This window comes from Lentzea sp. NEAU-D7 (assembly GCF_026242055.1).
GTDB lineage: Bacteria > Actinomycetota > Actinomycetes > Mycobacteriales > Pseudonocardiaceae > Lentzea.
In genome coordinates this window covers 216,824-237,049 of sequence record NZ_JAPJDL010000002.1, presented here as the reverse complement: position 1 = coordinate 237,049, position 20,226 = coordinate 216,824, and the positions used below count along the sequence as shown (strand labels likewise).

Below are 20,226 nucleotides of genomic sequence, written 5' to 3'. Positions count from 1 at the left end.
GTGGACCGCGTGACTGACCTGCTGCTCGGCTTCGGCACCATGATGACCCTGATCGTCGCGATCGGCGCGCAGAACGCTTTCGTGCTGCGCCAAGGACTTCGGCGGCACGCGGTCGCGAAGGTCGTCGCCGTGTGCGCCCTCTCGGACGCCGTCCTGGTGGCGGTGGGCGTCGCCGGGTTCGGCGTGATCGTGAAGAAGTTCCCCCAGGCCCTCACGGTCGCGGCGGTCGTGGGCGGGATCTTCCTGCTGGGGTACGGGTTTCTGGCGGCGCGCAGGGCGTTCAAGCCGTCGGCGCTGAACGCGGGCACGGAGACGAACAGCCGGCCCGTGCTGACGGCGCTCGCACTGACGTGGCTCAACCCGCACGTCTACCTCGACACCCTGCTGCTCCTCGGCTCGATCGCGGCCGGCCGGTGGCTGTTCGGGGTCGGCGCGGTGACGGCGAGCATCACCTGGTTCGTCGCGCTCGGTTTCGGCGCGCGGCTGCTCAGCCCGTTGTTCGCGAAGCCCCGCGCGTGGCGGGTGCTGGACGGCCTGATCGCCGCCGTGATGATCACTCTCGGAGTGACCCTGATCGCCGGGTCGTGATCATCGCCAGCACGGCCGCGACGGCCAGGACACCGCTCGTCACGGGCGCCGCCGTTCCGGCGAAAAGGGACGCCGAAGCGAGGCCCGCACTGACCAGAGCACCGATGACGACCCGAGGCCGAAGATCACCCACGTTCTCGACCCTAGCCCACGACACGCGCATGTTGGGTGGTGATCCAGACCCCACCACCACATGTAGTATCTGCCGCGCCAGTGGTTCACCGACCCGACTCAACCGGGGCGGTGAGGCAAGAGGGAACCCGGTGGAAGTCCGGGACTGCCCCGCAGCGGTGAGTGGGAACGAAAGCCGTCAACGAAGCACTGGGTCGCGAGACCTGGGAAGCGACGGCCGGTAGGCGCGAGAGGTACGCCCACGAGTCCGAAGACCTGCCATTGGTGTGCGCGCAAGCCTGCGCGCACGACACGGTGCCCCGAGGGAGGGCGGCTGTGTGCACCAGTGGTGTCGGCCGCTGGCGCGCGCACGCGTTTCCTCGGGCAGATCTCGGAGGAGAGAGCGTGCCCGACCGCCCAACCCCATTGGATCGCCTGTCCGGGGTCGTCAACGAAGCTTGCGCCGACCTGCCCAATGCATCGGCCGAGGCGGTTCTGGCCGAGACCAAGCGCACCCTCTACGACGGCATCACCGACGCCGAGCTCGCGCTCGCGCCGATCATGGCCGCCCGCACGATGGTCGAGCTCGACCCGGACTACTCCTACGTCAGCGCCCGGCTGCTGCTGGACAAGCTCCGCACCGAGGCCTGCGGAATCCCCCTGTCGCACGCCGAGATGACCGAGCGCTACCCGGCGTACTTCGCGCAGTTCGTGCGCCAGGGCATCGAGTTCGGCCAGCTCGACCCGCGTCTGGCGGACTTCGACCTGGCCGGGCTCGGCGCCGCGCTCGACGCCTCCCGCGACCTGAACTTCCAGTTCCTGGGCATGCAGACGCTCTACGACCGCTACTTCCTGCACCACGACGAACGCCGCTACGAGCTGCCGCAGGCGTTCTTCATGCGCGTCGCGATGGGCCTCGCCCTCGAGGAGGACGACAGGAACGCGCGCGCAATCGAGTTCTACGAGCTGCTGTCGAGCTTCGACTTCATGTGCTCGACACCGACGCTGTTCAACTCGGGCACAACACGCCCGCAGCTCTCGTCGTGCTTCCTCACCACCGTGGACGACGACCTGGCCGCCATCTTCCACGGCATCAGCAACAACGCGCTGCTGTCGAAGTTCGCCGGCGGTCTCGGCAACGACTGGACCCCGGTGCGCGGCATCGGCGCGCACATCAAAGGCACCAACGGCAAGTCGCAGGGCGTCGTGCCGTTCCTCAAGGTGGCCAACGACACCGCGGTCGCGGTGAATCAGGGCGGGCGACGCAAGGGCGCTGTCTGCGCCTACCTGGAGACCTGGCACATCGACGTCGAGGAGTTCCTCGACCTGCGCAAGAACACCGGCGACGAACGCCGCCGCACGCACGACATGAACACCGCGAACTGGGTGCCGGACGAGTTCCTGCGCCGCGTGCGCGCGAACGGCCAGTGGACGCTGTTCTCCCCCGACGAGGTGCCGGACCTGCACGACGCGTTCGGCAGCGAGTTCGCCGAGATGTACCGCGCGTACGAGGAGAGGGCCGACAAGGGCGAGATCAGGGTCTTCCGCCGGGTCCAGGCCGTCGACCTGTGGCGGCGCATGCTGACCATGCTGTTCGAGACCGGCCATCCGTGGATCACGTTCAAGGACCCGTGCAACCTGCGCTCGCCGCAGCGGCACAGCGGTGTCGTGCACTCGTCCAACCTGTGCACCGAGATCACCCTGAACACCTCGGCCGACGAGGTCGCGGTCTGCAACCTCGGCAGTGTCAACCTCGCCCAGCACGTGACAGAGGACGGCATCGACCACGCCCGGCTCGAGAAGACCGTGCGCACCGCGGTGCGCATGCTCGACAACGTGATCGACGTGAACTACTACACGATCCCGGAAGCCAGGAACTCCAACCTCAAGCACCGGCCGGTCGGCCTGGGACTGATGGGTTTCCAGGACGCGCTGTTCACGCTCGGCACGCCGATGGCGTCGCAGGAGGCCGTCGAGTTCGCCGACCGCAGCATGGAGGAGATCAGCTACTACGCGATCTCCGCGAGTGCCGAGCTGGCACGGGAACGTGGGGCGTACCAGTCGTTCGAGGGATCGCTGTGGAGCCGGGGGATCCTGCCGATCGACTCGGTCGAGCTCCTGGCCGCCACGCGCGCCGGCGGTGAGCTGGAGCAGAACCGCGAGTCCACGCTGGACTGGGCGCCGGTCAGGGAGATGGCCCGCGGGGGCATGCGGAACTCGAACGTCATGGCGATCGCGCCGACCGCGACCATCGCGAACATCACCGGCGTGAACCAGTCGATCGAGCCGCTGTACCGCAACCTGTACGTGAAGTCGAACATGTCCGGCGACTTCACCGTGGTCAACCCCGACCTGGTGCGCGCGCTCAAGCAGCGCGGGCTGTGGGACGAGCGGATGGTCGCCGACCTCAAGCTGCACGACGGCAGCCTCGGCGCGATCGACCGGGTGCCGCCGTACCTGAAGGCCCTGTACGCCACGGCGTTCGAGGTCGACAGCTCGTGGCTCGTCGAGGCCGGCAGCAGGCGCCAGAAGTGGATCGACCAGGCGCAGTCGCTGAACCTGTACCTCGCCCAGCCGAGCGGCCGCAAACTCGACGAGCTCTACCAGCTGGCGTGGCTGCGCGGCCTCAAGACCACGTACTACCTGCGCACGCAGAGCGCGACGCACGTGGAGAAGTCCACGTTGCAGGGCACCGACGGCAAGCTCAACGCCGTCTCCCCCGTCGCCGTGGACCCGACCTGCTCCATCACCGACCCCGACTGCGAGGCCTGCCAGTGACCGAGAACCTCATCGACGCGGGCGCCGCGCGCGTCTCCGTCGACGACAAGGCGATGATCAACTGTCGCGCCGACGTCAACCAGCTGCTGCCGCTGAAGTACCACTGGGCGTGGGAGAAGTACCTGGCCGGCTGCAACAACGCGTGGATGCCGACCGAGGTCTCCATGCAGGCCGACATCAGCCTGTGGAAGTCGAACGACGGCCTGACCGACGACGAACGGCTGATGATCAAGCGCAACCTCGGCTTCTTCGCGACCAGCGAGTCGTTGGTGGCCAACAACATCGTGCTCGCGGTGTACCGCCATCTCACGAACCCCGAGTGCCGTCAGTACCTGCTGCGGCAGGCCTTCGAGGAGGCGGTGCACACCCACACGTTCCAGTACATCTGCGAGTCGCTCGGCCTCGACGACGGCGAGCTGTTCAACATGTACCGCGAGATCCCGTCCATCACGGACAAGGCGGCGTGGGCGCTGCAGTTCACGCAGCACCTGGAGGACCCGGAGTTCAGGACCGGCACGCCCGAGACGGACCAGGCGTTCCTCAAGGACCTCGTCGCGTTCTACGTGGTCTTCGAGGGCATGTGGTTCTACACCGGCTTCGCGCAGATCCTGTCGCTCGGCCGCCGCAACAAGATGGTCGGCGTCGCCGAGCAGTACCAGTACATCCTGCGCGACGAGTCGATCCACCTGAACTTCGGCATCGACGCGATCAACCAGATCAAGATCGAGAATCCGCACCTGTGGAACGACGTGTTCCAGAAGGAGGTGCGGACCATGCTCGCGGAGGGCTGCGAGCTGGAGATCGCCTACGGCCGCGACACCATGCCGAACGGCATCCTGGGTCTCAACGCCGAGCTGTGCGAGCAGTACATGCGGTTCATCACGAACCGCCGGTGCGCACAGCTCGGCCTGGAGCCGGTGTGGGAGCCGGCCGAGAACCCGTTCCCGTGGATGTCGGAGATGATGGACCTGAAGAAGGAGAAGAACTTCTTCGAGACCAGGGTCATCGAGTACCAGAACGGCGGATCACTGGAGTGGTGAGCTGAGCCTCACGGCTTCGGGGAGCCCGGCCCGGTCCGCCACCGGCCACGCCAGCGGATCGGGTCCCAGTTCCACCAGCGCGGCGACCTGCAGGCGGGACCACGGGGAGATCTCGCGCGTGCCGTCCAGCACGCTCGCGGCGAACTCGCTCCACGGAACCCGCTCGGTCGAGTCGACCTCGTCCGGGTTGGGGACCGGCTCGTCGTCGGAGAGCACGCGGAACACAGGGCACATCTCGTTCTCGACGACGCCGTCCATCTCCGCGCGGTAGCGGAAGGCCGGCAGCAGCAGCTCGGGCTCGGAGACCTTCATGCCGAGCTCGTCGCGCAGGCGCCGGAGCACGGCCTGGGCCATGTCCTCCTCCGGGAGGGGGTGGCCGCAGCAGGTGTTCGTCCACAGACCGGGGAAGGTCTTCTTGTGCAGCGCGCGGCGGGTGAGCACGGTGTTGCCCGCCGAGTCGAAGACGTAGCTGGAGAACGCCAGGTGCAGCGGGGTGTCCGCGTGGTGCACCACTGCCTTGTCCTCGACGCCGATGGCCGAACCGTCCTCGGCCAGGAGGACCACCTGTTCCACAGTCACGGACACCACGTAATCACACGCGGGCCAAGATCGGGAACTGCGCGGTCGGGTGAGCTTGAGCGAGGAGATAGCCGAACCATAGGTGTCGCAGGTCACTCTGGGGGCATGACTTCCCCGTTCGCACAGGCTCACACCATGTTCCTGGTGCTGGTCAGCCCGGCGGGCCAGTACTCGATCTGGCCCGCGGTGCTGCAGGTGCCCGCCGGCTGGCAGGTCGTCCACGGAGTCGCGTCCAGGCAGTCCTGTGCGGACTGCGTGGACGCGCTCCGGGCCGACGTGCCGATGGCGGCTTAGGCCGTGTCCCGGAAGTTCGTCCGGTGGCAGGCGCGGCCGCGAGACCCGGCGACGGCGCCGCCGCGATGCCCTCATACCGGGTTGTATTCGGGCGTCGCGGCGGTGTCGTCTCCGGGGCCCTCGGCCGCTACTGCCGCCCGACGGGACTTCCGGGACACGGCCTAGCGAAGTTCCACCACCACCGTCACTCCACTAGAGCAGTGCGATGTGCCCGTGTGCGGAGGCACCGCCGTGCTCGTTGTTGCCCGCGTACGAGGCCGTGAAGCCTTGCAGCAGCGTGGACAGACCGACCAGCAGCGACACCTGCGCGTCACAGGTGGCCTTGCCGTAGGCGTTGGTCGTCGCGGTGCAGAGCGGGTTGCCCTTCACCGTGCGGAAGACGACCTGCTGGCCGGCGACCGGCACCCCGGTGTGCTTGTCGGTCAGCGTCGCGTCGATCGAGCGGACCGTGAAACCGAGGAGCCGCAACTGCAGCTGGGCGGACCCCGCCACGAGCTTCGACGTGGCGGGCGGCACGAAGTTGATCGCGATGCCCACCGGGCGCTCGCCCACGGCGATGGTGCCGGTGACGGTGTTCGACGCCGTGTCGATGATCGACACCGAGTTGCTGTTGAAGTTGGTCACGTAGGCGCTCGCACCGTCCGGCGTGAGGGCCACGCTGATCGGGCGGTCGCCGACGAAGATCTTCTGCAGTTCGGTCATCGTCGTGAGGTCCACGACGGACACCGAGTCGAACTCGCTGTTCGTCACGTACGCGCGGGTTCCGTTCGGCGTCAGCGCGATGCCGTGCGGCGTGAAGCCGACGGACGCGGTGCCGACGACGGTGCGCGAGGCGACGTCGATGGCGGAGACGCTGTCCGATCCCTTGTTGACCACGTACATCCGCTTGCCGTCCGCCGAGGCCGCGATGGCGGTCGCCGCGTTGCCGACCCCGATCGTGGCGACGACGGCGTTGGACGTCGTGTCGATGACCGAGACCTTGCTCGGTCCTGGAACGTCGTGCGTCACGTAGACGGCGGAACCGTCCTTGGTGACGACGACGCCGTCGGCGTTCGAGCCGACCGCGACGGTCGCGGTGACCGTCAGCGTGGCCGTGTCGACCACGGACACCGTGCCGTCCAGGTAGTTGGTGACGTAGACGAAGCCACCGCCTGGGGCGACCGCGACGCCCGCCGGGTGGGTGCCGACGGGAACCGACTTGTCGACCGTGTTGGTCGGCGTGTCGATGACCGTCAGGGTGTTCTGCACGGAGTTCGTCACGTAGCCGCGAGTTCCGTCGAACGCGACCGCCGCCATGTACGGCGAACTGCCACCGCCGTCAGCGATCGTCGTGGACACCGCGTTCGTGGCCGTGTCGATCACCGACACCCCGCCGCCGTTGTTGGCGACGTAACCGAGCACCCGGCCGGCGGGTGCCGCCTGGGCCGGGGTCACCACCAGTGCCGAGGTGACGGCAACCGCCATCACCAGTGGACGCAACCGCATTTTCACTGCCTCCTGCGCGAGTCATCCCGACCCTTCAGGACATCGCGACCGGATGAGCGGACGTTAGCCTTTTCTCGAACCAGTGATCGGCGTACTCGGCTGCGTTGTACGGAGCAATCTCCACGAACCCGTGCTTGGCGTACAGGTTCCTCGCCTCCACGAGATCCTCGCGGGTGTCCAGCCGCAACGTCGTGATGCCGCGTGCTTCCGCCTCGGCCTCCACGGCGCCGAGCAATGCCGACGCGACGCCCTGACCGCGGAACGGCACGCGCACGAACATGCGCGTCAGCTCGCCGACACCGTTGTCCAGGAACCGCATGCCCAGGCATCCGACATCGTTGCCATCGCGCGACGCCACGAGGAACACCGGCACGTCGTGGTCCTGCTCGTCGCGTTCGTAGGCGTCGATCTCGGCGTCGCTCGCCGGCCGGCCCCAGTAGCGGCTGATCATCTCCGCGTTGTACTCGCGGTTGAGAGGCGACTGCGCGGCTTCGGCGGCCGTCACGGTCCAGTTGGTCATGGGACCATCATCGAAAGCCCGTCCACTGTGATTCAGGTCACTGCAACACCGGTGCCGCGGGAAGCCAACTGGGGGCGTGATGTTCGCGGAGCTGTTCGACGAGCACGCCCATCCGCTGCACAGATATCTGGCGCGGCGGGTGGGCGCCGACGTGGCCGACGACCTCGTCAGCGAGACCTTCCTGGCCGCCATGCGCGGCGAGGAGGGCTACGACCCGGAGAAGGGCAGTGTGGTCGGCTGGCTCTACGGCATAGCCACGAACCTGTTGCGCGGGCACGCCAAGCGCGAGACCCGCCTGCTGCGCACCGCCGAGCGGTACGGCGTCGACCTCGGCGTCGCCGAGTCGCTGGAGCACACGGTGGTGACCCGCATCGACTCGCGGGCGCACCTGCGGCGGATCGCCCGCGAACTGGCCAGGATGTCCCAGACCGACCGCGACCTGGTGCTGCTCGTGTCGCTGGCCGGTCTGAGCGTGCAGGAGACAGCAGAAGCCCTCGACCTCAACCCCGGTACCGCCCGGTCCCGTCTGCACCGCCTGCGCGCGAAGCTGAAGGAAGTGGAACATGCGTGACGTGCTGGACGACGACCTCGCCGAGCTGTACCCGGTGCGGGCGACGGACGACGTGCGGCTGGCGCGGTTGCGCGAGCAGCTGTTCGCCGAGAAGCCGCGGTCCCGCTCGCGGCGCTGGGTGGGCATCGCGGCGGCGGCCGTCGCGGTGGTGATGATCACCGGGCTCGTGGTGCTGCTGCGGCCGGTCTCGCGGGACGCTCCCGCGACGCTGCCGGTGAAGCCCGCGGCCTCGTTGCAGGAGGCCGCCACGCTGCTGGAGGTGGCGCGGCAGCCGACGGCGAAGTACCAGCGCATCACCTACCGCATCTGGCAGGTGATGGGAGTGGGCGACCCGTACGCGTCCTCGGCGATCGAGTTCGAGTACGTCGTGTGGCTGCCCACCGCCGCTGACGAGATGGTCGTCATCTACCGCAGGGCGACGGGCGGCCAGCGGCCGGTCGCGGGTGCGCGGCGCCCCGTCGAGGACTTCACCAACTACTCCCGCAACCCTTCGCTGTGGGAGTCGTTCTGCGCGAGCACCCCGTGCAAGGAGGAGACCGCCGGGCAGCCGCTGAGCACCGAGCCCGCGCGGAGGCTGGACGACGCCGCGGCCGCGATGCTCTCGCCGTTCACCACGAACGAGGAGAAGGCCGCGCTGTACCGCAGGCTCGCCGAGTCGCCCCAGGTCCGTTGGGACGACGGCAAGGTCTCGGCCGACGGCGGGACGACGATGTTCACCGTCGACCCGGCGACCGGCCAGGTCACCGGCATGGAGCAGCACAAGGCGACCGACCCGCGGATGCCGTCGGACACGATGACGACCTCGGTCACCGTCACGACCGAGTGGACCGATCAGCGGCCGTCGTAGCTCCGCGGCAGGTACCAGGCCAGGGCGGCGCGCAGCTCGGCGACGTCGCGCTCGCGCCGCCTCCTGGTGCGTTCGTGGGCGACCGGGAAGACCCGCACACCGCCGTGGTGCGCGCCGAAGAAGCGGCGTGGCGCCGGGTCCTTCAGCCAGACGACGACCCACGGCCGCTTCTTGTGCGGCACGACGCGCACCCGTGCGAGCTCGTACCACCAGTACTGGTGGAACTTGCCGTTGCGCGTCGTGGCGATGCCCTCGCGGCTGACCTCGATCACGACCTTGCGGCGCGCGGCGGCGCTGAAGTACCGCACCGCGCGCACGATGAGCACGCAGAACGCGGCCAGCGCCAGCAGCTGCGTGGCACCGTTCGCCTGCGCGGCCGGGTCGGCGATCGCGGCGGCGAGCAGCGCCACGGCGAGGTTCAGGCCACCCCACGCCATCGGCACGAACCGCGACGTCGAGAACGTCGCGGCGGCCGGCGTCATCGGGGCGGGCAGCTTGCTGGTCGGCGGCTTCGGCGTGACGACCTGCGAGAGCAGGCGCGTCACCTCGGCCGGTTCTGGGCGCTTGGCCGGGTCGCGGTGCATGCACTTCTGCACCAGCGGCCGCAGCGGCTTGGGCACGCCGTCGATGTCCGGTTCGCCGTGGGCGGCCTTGTAGAGCAGCGTCGCGGTCGGGCCCTCGCCGAACGGGCCCCGGCCCGTCGCCGCGTAGACCAGCACGGCGCCGAGGGCGAAGACGTCGCTCGGGGCGGCGACGTCCTGGCCGGTGATCTGCTCGGGCGAGAGGAAGCCGGGCGTGCCGAAGACCATTCCGGTCTCCGTCAGCGCCGTGTGCTCCATCGCGCGCGAGATGCCGAAGTCGATGACGCGGGGCCCGTCGGCTCCGAGGAGCACGTTGGACGGCTTGAGGTCGCGGTGGACGAGGCCTGCCCGGTGGATGGCGGTGAGCGCCTCGGCCAGACCTTCGGCGAGGCGTCTCAAATGGTGCTCCGGCAAGGGACCGTGCCGTTCGATGGCCTCCTGGAGCGTCGGCCCGGGCACGTACTCCGTGGCCATCCAGGGGCGGGGCGCGCGCGTGTCGGCGTCCACGACCGCCGCCGTGCCGGCGCTGCCGACCGCGCGGGCCATCTGCACCTCGCGGCGGAACCGCTCGCGGAAACGCGGGTCGTCGGCCAGTTCGGCGCGGGCGACCTTGACCGCGACCTGGCGTCCGTCGCTGCCTTGTCCCAGGTAGACCGTTCCCATGGCACCACGACCAAGCCTGCCCAAGAGCAGGTAGTCCCCAATGCGCTGTGGTTGGTCCACCTTCACCGGATCGAGGGTAGCGGGAACTCGGGCCGAAACCTCACATCTGAGTAGATCTACGTATCGTTGTCACCCATGGGTCGGACCCGCTTGTACCGCAACGGCGAACTCGTGGACAGGGACTTCCCCGTCGCGGAAATCGGCGGGCGTCTCGAAGATCACTCCGCCGTGGTGTGGTTCGACCTCTGTGCGCCGTCCGAGGACGAAACAGGCCTGTTGCGCGACGAACTGGGGTTGCACGAACTCGCGATCGAGGACGCTTTCGCCGAGCGGCAGCGTCCCAAGGTCGACCGCTACCCCACCCACCTGTTCCTCTCCGTGTACGCGGTCCGGTACGACGAGCACGAGATCAAGGCGTGCGAGGTCGACGTGTTCGTGACGCCGAACGCGCTGGTGACGGTGCGCGAGAGCGAGGACTACTCCCTGGAGGGCGTCGAGCGGCGGTGGGACAGCGCGCCGCAGCTCGCCAAGTCGGGCGTCGGGTTCCTGCTGCACGGGCTGCTGGACGACGTCGCGGACAGCCACTACGCCGCCGCGCAGGCCCTCGACGACGACATCGAGGCCCTGGAAGACCACATCTACGAGGAGAGGCCGCACGTCGGGCGCAGGGCGTTGCAGCTCCGGCGCGCCTTGGTGCAGCTCAGGCGTGTCGCGCTGCCGATGCGGGAGGTGCTGGGGTCGCTGTTGCACCGCGAGCACGACCTCGTGGACGACGTGATGATGCCGTACTACCTGGACGTGAAGGACCACACGCTGTCCACGGCCGAGCTGACCGAGTCGATGCGGGAGCTGATCACGAACCTGCGCGAGGCCGAGGTCGCCGTGCAGGGCAACCGGCTCAACTCGATCATGAAGAAGGTCACCAGCTGGGCCGCGATCATCGCGGTGCCGACGGCGATCTCGGGGTACTACGGCATGAACGTCCCCTACCCCGGCTTCGAGCAGAGATGGGGCTTCGGAGTCGCCACGGTGGGTATCTTCGGCCTCTCCTTCCTCCTGTACCTGATGTTCAAGCGCCGCGATTGGTTGTGAGCCAGCTGTGAAGATCCACCTGACCCGCCGCGACGAGCTCGCGATCATCACGATCGACGCGCCGCCGCTCAACCTCTACTCCCTCGACCTCGACGCGGAGTTCCACGAGGCCCTGGACGAGCTGGGTGACGCGCGGGCGTTGCTGGTCAACGCCTCGGGCCGGGTCGTGTCGGGCGGCGTGGACGTGTCGCTGTTCGCCCAGCAGGAGTACCGGGAGGAGGCGCAGCAGCTGTTCGACCGCATGATCCTGCTGCCGCAGCGCCTCGCCGCGCTGCCGATCCCGACCGTCTTCGCCGCGCACGCGTTGTGCCTGACCTGGGCTTTCGAGCTGGCGGTGGCGTGCGACCTGATCCTGGCCTCGGAGTCGGCGCGCTTCGGGCTGGTCGAGAAGGTGGTGGGCCTGACGCCGACGATGGGCGGCACGCAGCGGCTGGCGGCGCGGGCCGGCGTGGGCCGCGCGAAGGAGTTCGTGATGACCGGCGACCTTTACGACGCCGAGACGCTCGAACGCTGGAATGTGGTCAACCGGGTGTTTCCGGACGAGGGCTTCGCGCTCGCGGCCGAACAGTTCGCTTTGTCGCTCGCGGCCGGGCCGACGCAGGCACATTTTGCGACCAAACAGGTGCTCGCGCATTTCGAGAACGGTGGCGTCCCGGAGGCCGACGCTCATGTCACGACGATCGCGTCGGCGTTGTACGAGACCGAGGACCTGCCACGCGCTGTGCACAGCTTCCTCACGGACGGTCCGGGCCGCGCGTCTTTCACGGGTCGCTGAACTCACACATCAGGAATTCAGATGACTCGGTGATTGAAACGTGATCTACCAGCTCACACGGACGGGGCATTCCCTTCGAGGCGGAAGATGATGTTGCGCCACAAGGAGATCCGCTTGACTCCTCCCGTTGTGCCGTGCAGTGTGCTGACCGTTCAACGGCCCCGTACGAACTCCGTCGCGCGAGTTCGTGCACATTCCGCACCGGCCGACGACACAATCAGCGAGTTCACGGTCCCCCGTCGTGAACTCGCGTGGAGGTAGAAACAGCCGTGAGACTGAGATTGGCCGCACTGCTGACCGGTGGTGTCATCGTGCTGGCCGCCTGCTCCCCGACCGAGGCGGCCCAACCGACACCCGTGGCGGACAGCAGCACCAGCGCCAGCTCGACCAGCGCCACCAGCAGTTCCTCCGCCGCCCCGAGCAGCAGCTCGGCGGCCCCCAGCTCCACCGCGAAGTCCGCCACGAACGGCCCCGTGAAGCCCCCGGCGAACAGCCCCGCCCCGTCCGGCTCCCCCGGCTGGAAGCTCACCCAGGGCAACACCGGCCTCGCCGCGCACGGCCTGCACTGCGACTCCCTGCCGCTCTACACCGGCCCCGGCGCCCCCGCCGCGGGCACCGTGATCTCCGGCAAGCGCGTCGAGCAGGCCCTGACGCTGTTCGCGGGCAACATCACCATCGAGAAGTCGTGCATCCGCCCGAAGAACCTCGGTGAGACGGCTCCGCTGATCACGACGAACGGGCCGTGCGGCAGCAACTCCTGCCAGGTCACCGGTGCCCCCGTCACCATCCGCGACTCGAACATCGACGGCTCGGCCCTGCCGGCCAAGACCATCGCGGGCTCCTGCGCGTTCCTCGGCGTCGGCACCCTGCAGCGCAACTACATCAGCGGCATGGGCTCCGGCATCTGCTTCTACAACACCGGCGCCACCCTGAGCGGCCTGGCCGAGGGCAACTACGTCCGCGGCCTGCGCTCGGACGGCGAGTCGCACAACGACGGCGCCACCGTCCGCGACTTCCCGCTGGACAGGAACCCGGGCCGCACCCTGACGTTCCGCAACAACCGCATCGACTGCTCCACCGGCAACGACACCGGCGCCCTGTTCATCCAGACCTACGGCGGCGACATCGACAACGTCACCGTGGAGGGCAACCTGCTGGAGGGCGGCGGCTACCAGCTCGGCCTGGAGTCGGGCTTCGACAACCTCTACGGCCGCAACATGAAGTCCATCAACAACCGCTTCAGCGGCACCGGGTGGGGCGCGGCCTACGTGAGCCAGAAGGGCGCCTCGCACAAGTGGGCGGTTTGGCAGGACAACTTCCTGCACGACGCCGGCGCGCCGGACGCCAAGGGCAAGCCCGCGCCCACTCCGTAGTCGCCTGTGACCGCCTGCGCCGCCGAGCCCCCGCCGGCGGCGCAGGCGGTGCGCGGGCTCAGTCAGGCGATGCGGCGGAACGGCGCTCGGCCTGGGCGACGCGTTCCTCGAGGGCCCGGATGCGGTCGTAGAGATCGACCAGGGTCACGCCGTCGGCCACCACGCCGGGGCGCTGCCAGTGCCTCCGCACGAAGTCCTCCCGGCTCTCCTGCGGCGACTGCTGGAACCCGGAAAAAGGTCCGGCACCGGGTGCCGTCCCCGGCGTGGAAGCGCCCAGCTGTTCGAACAAGCCCTTCTGCAGCTTCTTCATGACGATCCCGACGAGCACGATCACCGCGATGACGATGACGGGTATCAGCAAACCCCAAGCGTCCGACACGAGAAACCCCCTGATCCTGGGACAGCGGAGATCGACCCTACCGGCCGGCGGCACCCGCTCAGCCGTTGTCGCGGAACTTCAACCACCGTCCGCTGAGCGAGTCCCAGATCTCCTGGTACCGCTCGAACATCTCCCGCACGCGCTCCGGATCGACCTCGTCGGCCGGAGTGGACGCCACGTAGTACGAGAGATCGTCCTCCAGCCGGTGGAACTTGTAGCTGGCCTCCTCCATCAGCACCCACAGCGAGCGCCACGCGAAGAACGGCTCCAAAGCGGACACCACGGTCACCACCGCGATCAGCGAGAACGCCGTTCCCGTCCAGGGGTCGAGGTTCTGCAGGCCGAGGATGATCGTCGACACCGCCGAAAGCACCAAAGTGGTCAGTCGGACAGTTACGGACTTCCACCTGAACCGCTGCTTGCGCGCGCGGGCGTACGCGTGCCCGCGTTCGATCTGTCCGCGCAGGTGTTGTGCGAGTTCGTGCGGCTTCAGGCCAGACGGCAAGTCGGTCACCGGAAAGACAATAGTTTCGAGGTAACTTCCCCGCGTGCAGTTCGATGGACCGAGAACCTTGCTGGCCGTCCACGCTCACCCCGACGACGAGTCGCGGTCGACCGGAGGGGTCCTGGCCCACTACGCCCGTCAGGGCGTCCGGATCGTCCTCGTCACCTGTACCAGTGGCGAACTGGGCGACATGCCCGGTGGCATCAAGCCCGGCGAGCTGAACCACCACCCGCAGGCGGTGGCGGCGCGACGCAGGGCACAGCTCTACGCCGCGTGCGATGTGCTCGGCATCACAGACCTGGAACTGTTGGGATATCACGACTCCGGCGAGACGGGAGAGGTGCCGCCCGGCGCCTTCTGCTCCATCCCCGTCGAGACGGCCGCGGGACGGGTCGCCGCTCTGATCGAGCACTTCCGGCCGCAGGTCGTCGTCACGCACGACCACCACAACCCGCACCAGCACCGCGACCACGTCCACGCCGCACGGGTCGCGCAGCACGCGGTCAAGGAGACCGGCATCCCGGCGAAGCTGTACCTGGAAGCCCACGACAGCCTTGCCACCACCACGGTCGACACCTCGGCGGTCGCCGACGTGAAGCGCAAGGCGTTGTACTGCTACGAGAGCCAGTCGCTGATCGGGAAGCTGACGGCGCAGCAGCGGTTCGCCGCGGAGTCCTACATCCGCGCGATCGACACGACCGGCGCGCCGTTGCCGGAGACCGATCTGTTCGCCGGCATCACCCACCACGGGCCGGATCTGCCGCGGTGGTGAGGACCCTGCTGGTCGTGCTCGCGGACGACCTCGCGCGCACGGCCGGGACGGTGACCCTCAGCCAGAACGAAGAAATCAGGTAGCAAACCGAAGGGCTCGGCGCCCTGGCGGGCGGACACGACCGGTCCTGGGATCCCGGACAAGTTCTACCTGACCGCCACCGGGGGTGCCACGGTCGTCGACGTCAGCGAGGAGACGTCCGCCTGCCGGAAGCAGGAGCACTACTTCCGGGACCTGGACAGGACGAACGTCCCGCTGCCGGAGACGGACCTGTTCTCAGGCCTGTGAAGCGGGAGCGCGCACCGAACCCCGGCGAACGCGCGCTCCCCGTCACACACCGTTGAGCTGAGAGGACAGTCTCAAGTGGACTAGCGACGGCCCAGCGACGTGCAGGTCAGGCCCGCGCGGCGCAGGACGTCCGGGTCCAGGAGGTTCCGGGTGTCGACGACCACGGGCTGCCGCACGGTCTCGGCCAGGCGCGCCCAGTCGAGCGAGCGGAACTCCGGCCACTCGGTCAGCACGACGAGGGCGTCGACGTCCTTGGCCGCCTGGTACGGATCGTCTACAACGGACACCGAACCGAGGTCGGTGCCGCCGGCGAGTGCCGGGTCGTAACCGACGAGCTCCGCGCCCGCCTGCTTCAGCAGCGCGGCCACGGCGAGGGCCGGGGAGTCGCGCAGGTCGTCCGTGCCGGCCTTGAACGTCAGGCCCAGCAGGCCCAGGCGCACGTGCGACAGCGAGCCGCCGCGCTTGCCGGTGACGGCGAGGCGGACCTTCTCGACCATCCGCTGGCGCTGGCGCTCGTTGGTGTCGATCGTGGCGCGCAGCAGGCGGAACTCGAAGTCGGCGGCGTCCGCGACCTGGAGCATCGCGTGCGTGTCCTTGGGCAGGCACGAGCCGCCCCAGCCGGGGCCGGGGTTCAGGAACGCCTGGCCGATGCGCTTGTCGTAGCCCATGCCCTCGGTGACGTCGGTGATGTTCGCGCCGAGGCGCTCGCACAGCTCCGCGACCGCGTTGACGTACGAGAGCTTCATCGCCAGGAAGCAGTTCGCCGCGTACTTGACCATCTCGGCGGACGCGGCGTCGGTCAGCACCGTGGGCGCGCCGAGGCGTGCGTACAGGGCGGCGACGCGCTCGGCGGCGTCCTGCTGGTCGCAGCCGACGACGATGCGGTCCGGGTTCAGGAAGTCGTGCACGGCCGAGCCCTCGCGCAGGAACTCCGGGTTCGAGACGACGGCGACGTCGTCGCGGCGCAGCAGCTCGGCGGTGCGGATCGAGGTGCCCACCGGCACGGTGGACTTGTTGACGATCACGGTGCCGGACGGCAGCAGGTCGCGCGTCTCGTCCACAACGGACTCGACGGCCGCCAGGTCCGCGATGCCGCCGACACCCATGGGCGTGGGCACGCAGAGGAAGACGACCTCGGCGTCGGCCACCGCGGCCGACGCGCCGAGGACGAACGACAGGCGACCGGAGGCCAAACCCTCGGCGACCAGTTCGGCGAGGCGCGGTTCGAGGATGTCGACCTCGCCGCGCGAGAGGCGCTCGACCTTGGCCGCGTCGACGTCCGCGCACACCACGCGGTGGCCCAGCGAGGCGAGGCACGCACCGGTGGTCAGACCGACGTAGCCGGTGCCGACGACAGCGATCCTTCTGACGAACATCATTCTCCCGTTCGGGTCACGGCGAACGCGCGGAGCACGGCGTCGTCGCTCACGTCGATCAACTTGTTGCCCCACTGGTCGGTGCCCGCGCCGAGCTCGGGCCTGCCGTCGGGGAACGGGCCGCGCGAGGCGAAGCCGGTGAGCCCGTCGAACACCGCCACGTAGTTCTCGGCCTGCGGCCGCCAGTCCAGCTCCGCCTCGCAGCGGCGCCGGCCCTCGAAGCCGAGGCGCGCGCGGCGTTCGGCGTCGTCGAGCAGGTCGAGCAGCGACGTGGTGAACGCCTCGACGTCACCCGGCTCGACGAAGACGGCGCACTCGCCCGCGGACACCACGGTCTCCTGCAACCGGTACGTGACGACCGGCAGCGCGTAGGCCATGTACTCCATGGTCTTGTTCATAGTGGACACGTCGTTCAAAGGCGACAACGGATCCGGGCCGAGGCCGACCGACGAGGTGGACAGGTAACGGGTGATCTGTTCGGGCCCAACCCGTCCCGTGAACTCGACGTACGGATCGAGCTTCCAGGCCGTGGCCTGCTTCTTCAGGTCTTCGAGGCAGTCGCCGAAGCCCAGCAGCGCGAACCTGACATCGGTGCGGCCGTGGTCGAAGACCACTCTCCGTGCGACTTCCAGGACGCCGTCGACGCCGTCCTGCGGTCCCATGATTCCGAGATAGGCCACCAGATGTTTGCCGCCGCGTCGGAGTTCGTCCACGCCCTCGACAGGCCGCATCACGGTGGTGTCCGGGCCGGAGCGCACGACGGTGGTGTGCTCGGGCGGCACGTCGCCGCGCGTCCACGCGATCTTCTGGTACGAGGTGTTGGTCGACGTCACCCGGTGGGCCGTGCGGAACGTGCGGCGCTCCAGCCACTTCAAGATCCGGTACTGCGCCTTGCCCGCGAGGCCCTTGGGCTCGCCGAAGCGCGACAGGAAGACCTCGGGGTTGAGGTCGTGGTGGTCGAAGACGAACTTCACGCCACCGAGCCGCCACAGCAGGGCGAGGGCCCAGTACGTGTCCGGCGGGTTGCACGCCTGCATGACGTCGAACCGCCTGCGGGCGCGCACCTTCACGCTCAGCAACGCCGTGCGCACCCAGCAGTACAGGAACTCCCACGCATAGCCCAGCGCGCCCTCGGCCTGGGGCGGCGGAGCGTACTTGTAGATGTGCACACCGTCGAGCAGTTGGTAAGCGGGATCACCCGGACCCTTGGGGCAGATCACCGAAACCTCGTACCCGGCGTTGGTCAGGGCACGGCATTCCAGCCACACCCGGCGGTCCAGCGGTACGGGGAGGTTCTGCACGATGATCAACACGTGAGGCGATGACGTCACGCTCTGGTTCTCGTTTTGGAGGGCAAAACGGTTACACCTTCGCCGATTGCGGCGGCGTGTCCGCCGGCGTTCGCCCCGCATTTCGTCGTTCAGACGGGTGCATCGTGGTGCCGGCCCCGCGTCCTCATATCGGGCATATGGGGGCGCGGGGCCGGTTCCGCGAGGCGCCCTGCTGAGCGATGAAAGGCGCGGTGAAGGTCGGCGGACACGCCGCCACGTAACGGAGGTTGCGAAGCACCCGATGTAGCGCGCAGAGACTCGAATGCGAGGAGCGGTTGTGGAGCGGTCACCTGTCGCGGTGGTCATCGTCACTTACCAGAGCGAACAGGTCATCGCGGGATGCCTGGACTCTTTGCCGGACGGCGTGCGGGTCATCGTCGTCGACAACGCCTCGACCGATGGCACTGTGGCGGCCGCCACTCGACCCGGCGTGGAAATTGTGCGCAGCCCGGTCAACGGCGGATACGCCGCCGGCGTGAATCTGGGCATCAAAGCCGCCGAAGGTCACGACGTCCTGATCCTGAACGCCGACATCCGGTTGCACCCAGGAGCCTTGGAATCGCTCCGCGCGGCGGACAAGCCGATCGTCGCGCCCCGCCTGGTCGACGAGGACGGCGCGCTTTCCTTCTCGCTGCGCCGCCGGCCCACCTCCGCCGGCGCCCTCGCGGAAGCCCTCATCGGCGGCACCAGAGCCGGGCGGATCGGCCTGGGCGAGACCGTCACCGACGCGAAGGCCTACCAGGGCGCGCACGCGGCCGACTGGGCCACGGGCTGCGCCTGGCTGGTCAAGCGGGAGGTCATCGAGAAGCACGGCCTTCTGGACGAACGCTATTTCCTCTATTCGGAGGAAACCGAGTACATGCTGCGGGCCGGTGGCGTCTGGTTCGAGCCCCGCGCGGTGGTCACGCACATCGGCGGCGAGGTCTCCACGAACGCCCGGCTGTGGTCGATGCTCACCTCGAACAAGGTCCGCCTGCACCGCGAGCTGCACGGGCGTCTCGCCGCGTTCTCCATGTGGTTCGCCATGGTCGTGAACGAGGGGCTTCGCGCGCGGTCGCCGAAGCACCGCACCGCGTTGAAGGGGCTTTTCCGCATGCGCCGCTGGCCGGAGGAAGTGGCCTCCGAGGGCCCGAGCTACCTGTGCTTCTCCGCGCAGGACTGGTGGTACCACAACCGCGCCCACTCGGACTTCCAGCTGCTGCGCCGCGTCGCCAAGCACCGCAAGGTGTTGCTGGTCAACAGCATCGGCCTGCGGATGCCGTCGCCCGGCAAGAGCACGCAGTTCCTGCGCCGGATCTTCCGCAAGGCCATGAGCGTCGCGAAGCTCGTGCGGCAGCCGATCGAGGACACGCCGAACTTCTACGTGATGACGCCCGCTCCCCTGCCGTTCTACGGCAAGCCGTGGCTGCGCAAGCTGAACTCCGTGCTGGTCCGCACCCAGGTGAAAGCGGTCTGCTTCTTCCTGCGGATGGGTACGCCGGTCGTCGTCGCCACGATTCCCACCGCGTGGGACGTCGTGGAGCCCATGAAGACCAAGGGGCTGATCTTCAACCGCTCCGACCGGCACTCGGCGTTCCCCGAGGCCGACCAGGGCACGATCGCCGCGCTGGAGAACCAGCTGCTGTCCAATTCGGACACCGTGCTGTACGTGAGCCGGGCGCTGCAGGAGGAGGAGTCGGCGCTGACGGGCGACCGCGCGCACTTCCTCGACCACGGCGTGGACGTCGACCACTTCACCCGCCGCACCGAGCTTCCCGCGGACATCGCGAGGGTGCCGGGTCCGCGCATCGGGTTCTTCGGCAGCCTCGACGACTACCTCGTCGACTTCGACCTGATCGAGAAGGTCGCGCAGGAGTTCCCCGAGGCGTCGGTCGTGCTGATCGGTGACGCGACCTGCTCGATGGAGCGCTACGAGAAGTACCCCAACGTGCACTGGCTCGACTTCCGGTCCTACGACCAGATCCCCGGCTACGGCTCGGGCTTCGACGTGGCGCTGATGCCGTGGCTGGACAACGACTGGATCAAGCACGCGAACCCGATCAAGATGAAGGAGTACCTGGCCCTGGGCCTGGCCGTCGTATCGACGGACTTCCCCGAGGTCGAGCGCTACGGCGACGTCATCCGGATCGCCAAGGGCGAGGCCGACTTCATCGACCAGATCCGGCTCACGCTCAAGGACGGCGGGCTGAAGACCCCGGCCGAGCGCCGTGCGGCCGTGCTGACCTCGTCCTGGGACTCGCGGGCCCGTGAGCTCATGCAGATCGCGGAGGATCGCTGA

20 protein-coding genes and 1 riboswitch are annotated in these 20,226 nt (G+C 68.6%); of the genes, 11 read left to right on the top strand and 9 right to left on the bottom strand.

What is annotated here, in order from left to right:
- Nucleotides 1-39: 39 nt before the first annotated feature.
- The 3 genes from ORI60_RS04475 to ORI60_RS04465 all read left to right on the top strand — a co-directional run bounded on the left by ORI60_RS04475 (nucleotide 40) and on the right by ORI60_RS04465 (nucleotide 4,517).
- Entirely contained in the window at nucleotides 40-588 is a 549-nt protein-coding gene (locus ORI60_RS04475) for a LysE/ArgO family amino acid transporter (protein ID WP_266035440.1), read from the top strand.
- Nucleotides 589-785: 197 nt separating this feature from the next.
- A riboswitch (cobalamin riboswitch) is annotated at nucleotides 786-998 on the top strand.
- A gap of 106 nt (nucleotides 999-1,104) precedes the next feature.
- A complete protein-coding gene (locus ORI60_RS04470) occupies nucleotides 1,105-3,477 on the top strand; it encodes a ribonucleoside-diphosphate reductase subunit alpha (protein WP_266034542.1) in 2,373 nt (790 codons plus the stop codon).
- 53 nt (nucleotides 3,478-3,530) lie between these two features.
- Nucleotides 3,531-4,517, top strand: a complete 987-nt coding sequence (locus ORI60_RS04465; protein ID WP_266035439.1) for a ribonucleotide-diphosphate reductase subunit beta — start codon at nucleotides 3,531-3,533, stop codon at nucleotides 4,515-4,517.
- On the opposite strand, the gene idi is transcribed toward ORI60_RS04465, so the two are convergent.
- Nucleotides 4,503-5,090, bottom strand: coding sequence for an isopentenyl-diphosphate Delta-isomerase (gene idi / locus ORI60_RS04460; RefSeq protein WP_266035438.1), 588 nt, complete (start codon nucleotides 5,088-5,090; stop codon nucleotides 4,503-4,505). The genes ORI60_RS04465 and idi overlap by 15 nt on opposite strands.
- A gap of 111 nt (nucleotides 5,091-5,201) precedes the next feature.
- Here idi and ORI60_RS04455 point away from each other — a divergent pair, with 111 nt between their 5' ends.
- Nucleotides 5,202-5,390 carry an MbtH family protein gene (locus ORI60_RS04455; RefSeq protein WP_266034539.1) on the top strand — a complete coding sequence of 63 codons (189 nt, stop codon included), beginning with the start codon at nucleotides 5,202-5,204 and terminating at the stop codon, nucleotides 5,388-5,390.
- A 192-nt stretch (nucleotides 5,391-5,582) separates the two neighbouring features.
- Here ORI60_RS04455 and ORI60_RS04450 read toward each other — a convergent pair whose 3' ends face one another.
- Together ORI60_RS04450 and ORI60_RS04445 are read right to left on the bottom strand one after the other, a co-directional pair.
- Entirely contained in the window at nucleotides 5,583-6,875 is a 1,293-nt protein-coding gene (locus ORI60_RS04450; protein ID WP_266034536.1) for a beta-propeller fold lactonase family protein, read from the bottom strand.
- 34 nt (nucleotides 6,876-6,909) lie between these two features.
- Nucleotides 6,910-7,395: a GNAT family N-acetyltransferase gene (locus ORI60_RS04445; RefSeq protein ID WP_266034533.1), complete on the bottom strand. Its 486-nt coding sequence runs from the start codon at nucleotides 7,393-7,395 to the stop codon at nucleotides 6,910-6,912.
- 79 nt (nucleotides 7,396-7,474) lie between these two features.
- Here ORI60_RS04445 and ORI60_RS04440 point away from each other — a divergent pair, with 79 nt between their 5' ends.
- Entirely contained in the window at nucleotides 7,475-7,966 is a 492-nt protein-coding gene (locus ORI60_RS04440) for an RNA polymerase sigma factor (RefSeq protein ID WP_266034530.1), read from the top strand.
- Nucleotides 7,959-8,813, top strand: coding sequence for a hypothetical protein (locus ORI60_RS04435; protein ID WP_266034527.1), 855 nt, complete (start codon nucleotides 7,959-7,961; stop codon nucleotides 8,811-8,813). Before ORI60_RS04440 ends, ORI60_RS04435 begins: the two co-directional genes overlap by 8 nt.
- On the opposite strand, the gene ORI60_RS04430 is transcribed toward ORI60_RS04435, so the two are convergent.
- Nucleotides 8,798-10,117: a serine/threonine-protein kinase gene (locus ORI60_RS04430; RefSeq protein ID WP_266035437.1), complete on the bottom strand. Its 1,320-nt coding sequence runs from the start codon at nucleotides 10,115-10,117 to the stop codon at nucleotides 8,798-8,800. The genes ORI60_RS04435 and ORI60_RS04430 overlap by 16 nt on opposite strands.
- A gap of 75 nt (nucleotides 10,118-10,192) precedes the next feature.
- Between ORI60_RS04430 and ORI60_RS04425 the strand changes: the two genes are divergently transcribed.
- Together ORI60_RS04425 and ORI60_RS04420 are read left to right on the top strand one after the other, a co-directional pair.
- Complete coding sequence (locus ORI60_RS04425) at nucleotides 10,193-11,149, top strand: magnesium transporter CorA family protein (protein ID WP_266034523.1); 957 nt, start codon at nucleotides 10,193-10,195, stop codon at nucleotides 11,147-11,149.
- Between the two features lie 7 nt (nucleotides 11,150-11,156).
- Entirely contained in the window at nucleotides 11,157-11,924 is a 768-nt protein-coding gene (locus ORI60_RS04420; protein ID WP_266034520.1) for an enoyl-CoA hydratase/isomerase family protein, read from the top strand.
- A 226-nt stretch (nucleotides 11,925-12,150) separates the two neighbouring features.
- On the opposite strand, the gene ORI60_RS04415 is transcribed toward ORI60_RS04420, so the two are convergent.
- Nucleotides 12,151-12,387 (bottom strand): hypothetical protein, encoded by a 237-nt coding sequence (locus tag ORI60_RS04415; RefSeq protein ID WP_266034518.1) that lies wholly within the window; start codon nucleotides 12,385-12,387, stop codon nucleotides 12,151-12,153.
- A gap of 10 nt (nucleotides 12,388-12,397) precedes the next feature.
- Between ORI60_RS04415 and ORI60_RS04410 the strand changes: the two genes are divergently transcribed.
- Complete coding sequence (locus ORI60_RS04410) at nucleotides 12,398-13,297, top strand: hypothetical protein (protein ID WP_266034516.1); 900 nt, start codon at nucleotides 12,398-12,400, stop codon at nucleotides 13,295-13,297.
- 58 nt (nucleotides 13,298-13,355) lie between these two features.
- On the opposite strand, the gene ORI60_RS04405 is transcribed toward ORI60_RS04410, so the two are convergent.
- Nucleotides 13,356-13,658: a hypothetical protein gene (locus ORI60_RS04405; protein ID WP_266034513.1), complete on the bottom strand. Its 303-nt coding sequence runs from the start codon at nucleotides 13,656-13,658 to the stop codon at nucleotides 13,356-13,358.
- Nucleotides 13,659-13,734: 76 nt separating this feature from the next.
- Nucleotides 13,735-14,190 carry an SLATT domain-containing protein gene (locus tag ORI60_RS04400; RefSeq protein ID WP_266034511.1) on the bottom strand — a complete coding sequence of 152 codons (456 nt, stop codon included), beginning with the start codon at nucleotides 14,188-14,190 and terminating at the stop codon, nucleotides 13,735-13,737.
- 34 nt (nucleotides 14,191-14,224) lie between these two features.
- Here ORI60_RS04400 and ORI60_RS04395 point away from each other — a divergent pair, with 34 nt between their 5' ends.
- The gene (locus ORI60_RS04395; protein ID WP_266034509.1) at nucleotides 14,225-14,953 is read left to right on the top strand and encodes a PIG-L deacetylase family protein; all 729 of its coding nucleotides are present in this window, start codon (nucleotides 14,225-14,227) and stop codon (nucleotides 14,951-14,953) included.
- A 368-nt stretch (nucleotides 14,954-15,321) separates the two neighbouring features.
- Here ORI60_RS04395 and ORI60_RS04390 read toward each other — a convergent pair whose 3' ends face one another.
- Together ORI60_RS04390 and ORI60_RS04385 are read right to left on the bottom strand one after the other, a co-directional pair.
- On the bottom strand, nucleotides 15,322-16,617 hold the full coding sequence (locus ORI60_RS04390) for a UDP-glucose dehydrogenase family protein (RefSeq protein WP_266034506.1): 1,296 nt from the start codon (nucleotides 16,615-16,617) through the stop codon (nucleotides 15,322-15,324).
- Nucleotides 16,617-17,948 carry a glycosyltransferase family 4 protein gene (locus tag ORI60_RS04385; RefSeq protein ID WP_266034502.1) on the bottom strand — a complete coding sequence of 444 codons (1,332 nt, stop codon included), beginning with the start codon at nucleotides 17,946-17,948 and terminating at the stop codon, nucleotides 16,617-16,619. Before ORI60_RS04385 ends, ORI60_RS04390 begins: the two co-directional genes overlap by 1 nt.
- Nucleotides 17,949-18,225: 277 nt before the next feature.
- Here ORI60_RS04385 and ORI60_RS04380 point away from each other — a divergent pair, with 277 nt between their 5' ends.
- Nucleotides 18,226-20,226 carry a glycosyltransferase gene (locus tag ORI60_RS04380; protein WP_266034499.1) on the top strand — a complete coding sequence of 667 codons (2,001 nt, stop codon included), beginning with the start codon at nucleotides 18,226-18,228 and terminating at the stop codon, nucleotides 20,224-20,226.

Bases quoted from the DNA above. Each gene is read 5' to 3' on its own strand.
- ORI60_RS04475 (WP_266035440.1), top strand. From the start codon at position 40: ATGATGACCCTGATCGTCGCGATCGGCGCGCAGAACGCTTTCGTGCTG.
- ORI60_RS04465 (WP_266035439.1), top strand. From the start codon at position 3,531: ATGATCAACTGTCGCGCCGACGTCAACCAGCTGCTGCCGCTGAAGTAC.
- ORI60_RS04455 (WP_266034539.1), top strand. From the start codon at position 5,202: ATGACTTCCCCGTTCGCACAGGCTCACACCATGTTCCTGGTGCTGGTC.
- ORI60_RS04450 (WP_266034536.1), bottom strand. From the start codon at position 6,875: ATGCGGTTGCGTCCACTGGTGATGGCGGTTGCCGTCACCTCGGCACTG.
- ORI60_RS04445 (WP_266034533.1), bottom strand. From the start codon at position 7,395: ATGACCAACTGGACCGTGACGGCCGCCGAAGCCGCGCAGTCGCCTCTC.
- ORI60_RS04440 (WP_266034530.1), top strand. From the start codon at position 7,475: ATGTTCGCGGAGCTGTTCGACGAGCACGCCCATCCGCTGCACAGATAT.
- ORI60_RS04435 (WP_266034527.1), top strand. From the start codon at position 7,959: ATGCGTGACGTGCTGGACGACGACCTCGCCGAGCTGTACCCGGTGCGG.
- ORI60_RS04425 (WP_266034523.1), top strand. From the start codon at position 10,193: ATGGGTCGGACCCGCTTGTACCGCAACGGCGAACTCGTGGACAGGGAC.
- ORI60_RS04390 (WP_266034506.1), bottom strand. From the start codon at position 16,617: ATGTTCGTCAGAAGGATCGCTGTCGTCGGCACCGGCTACGTCGGTCTG.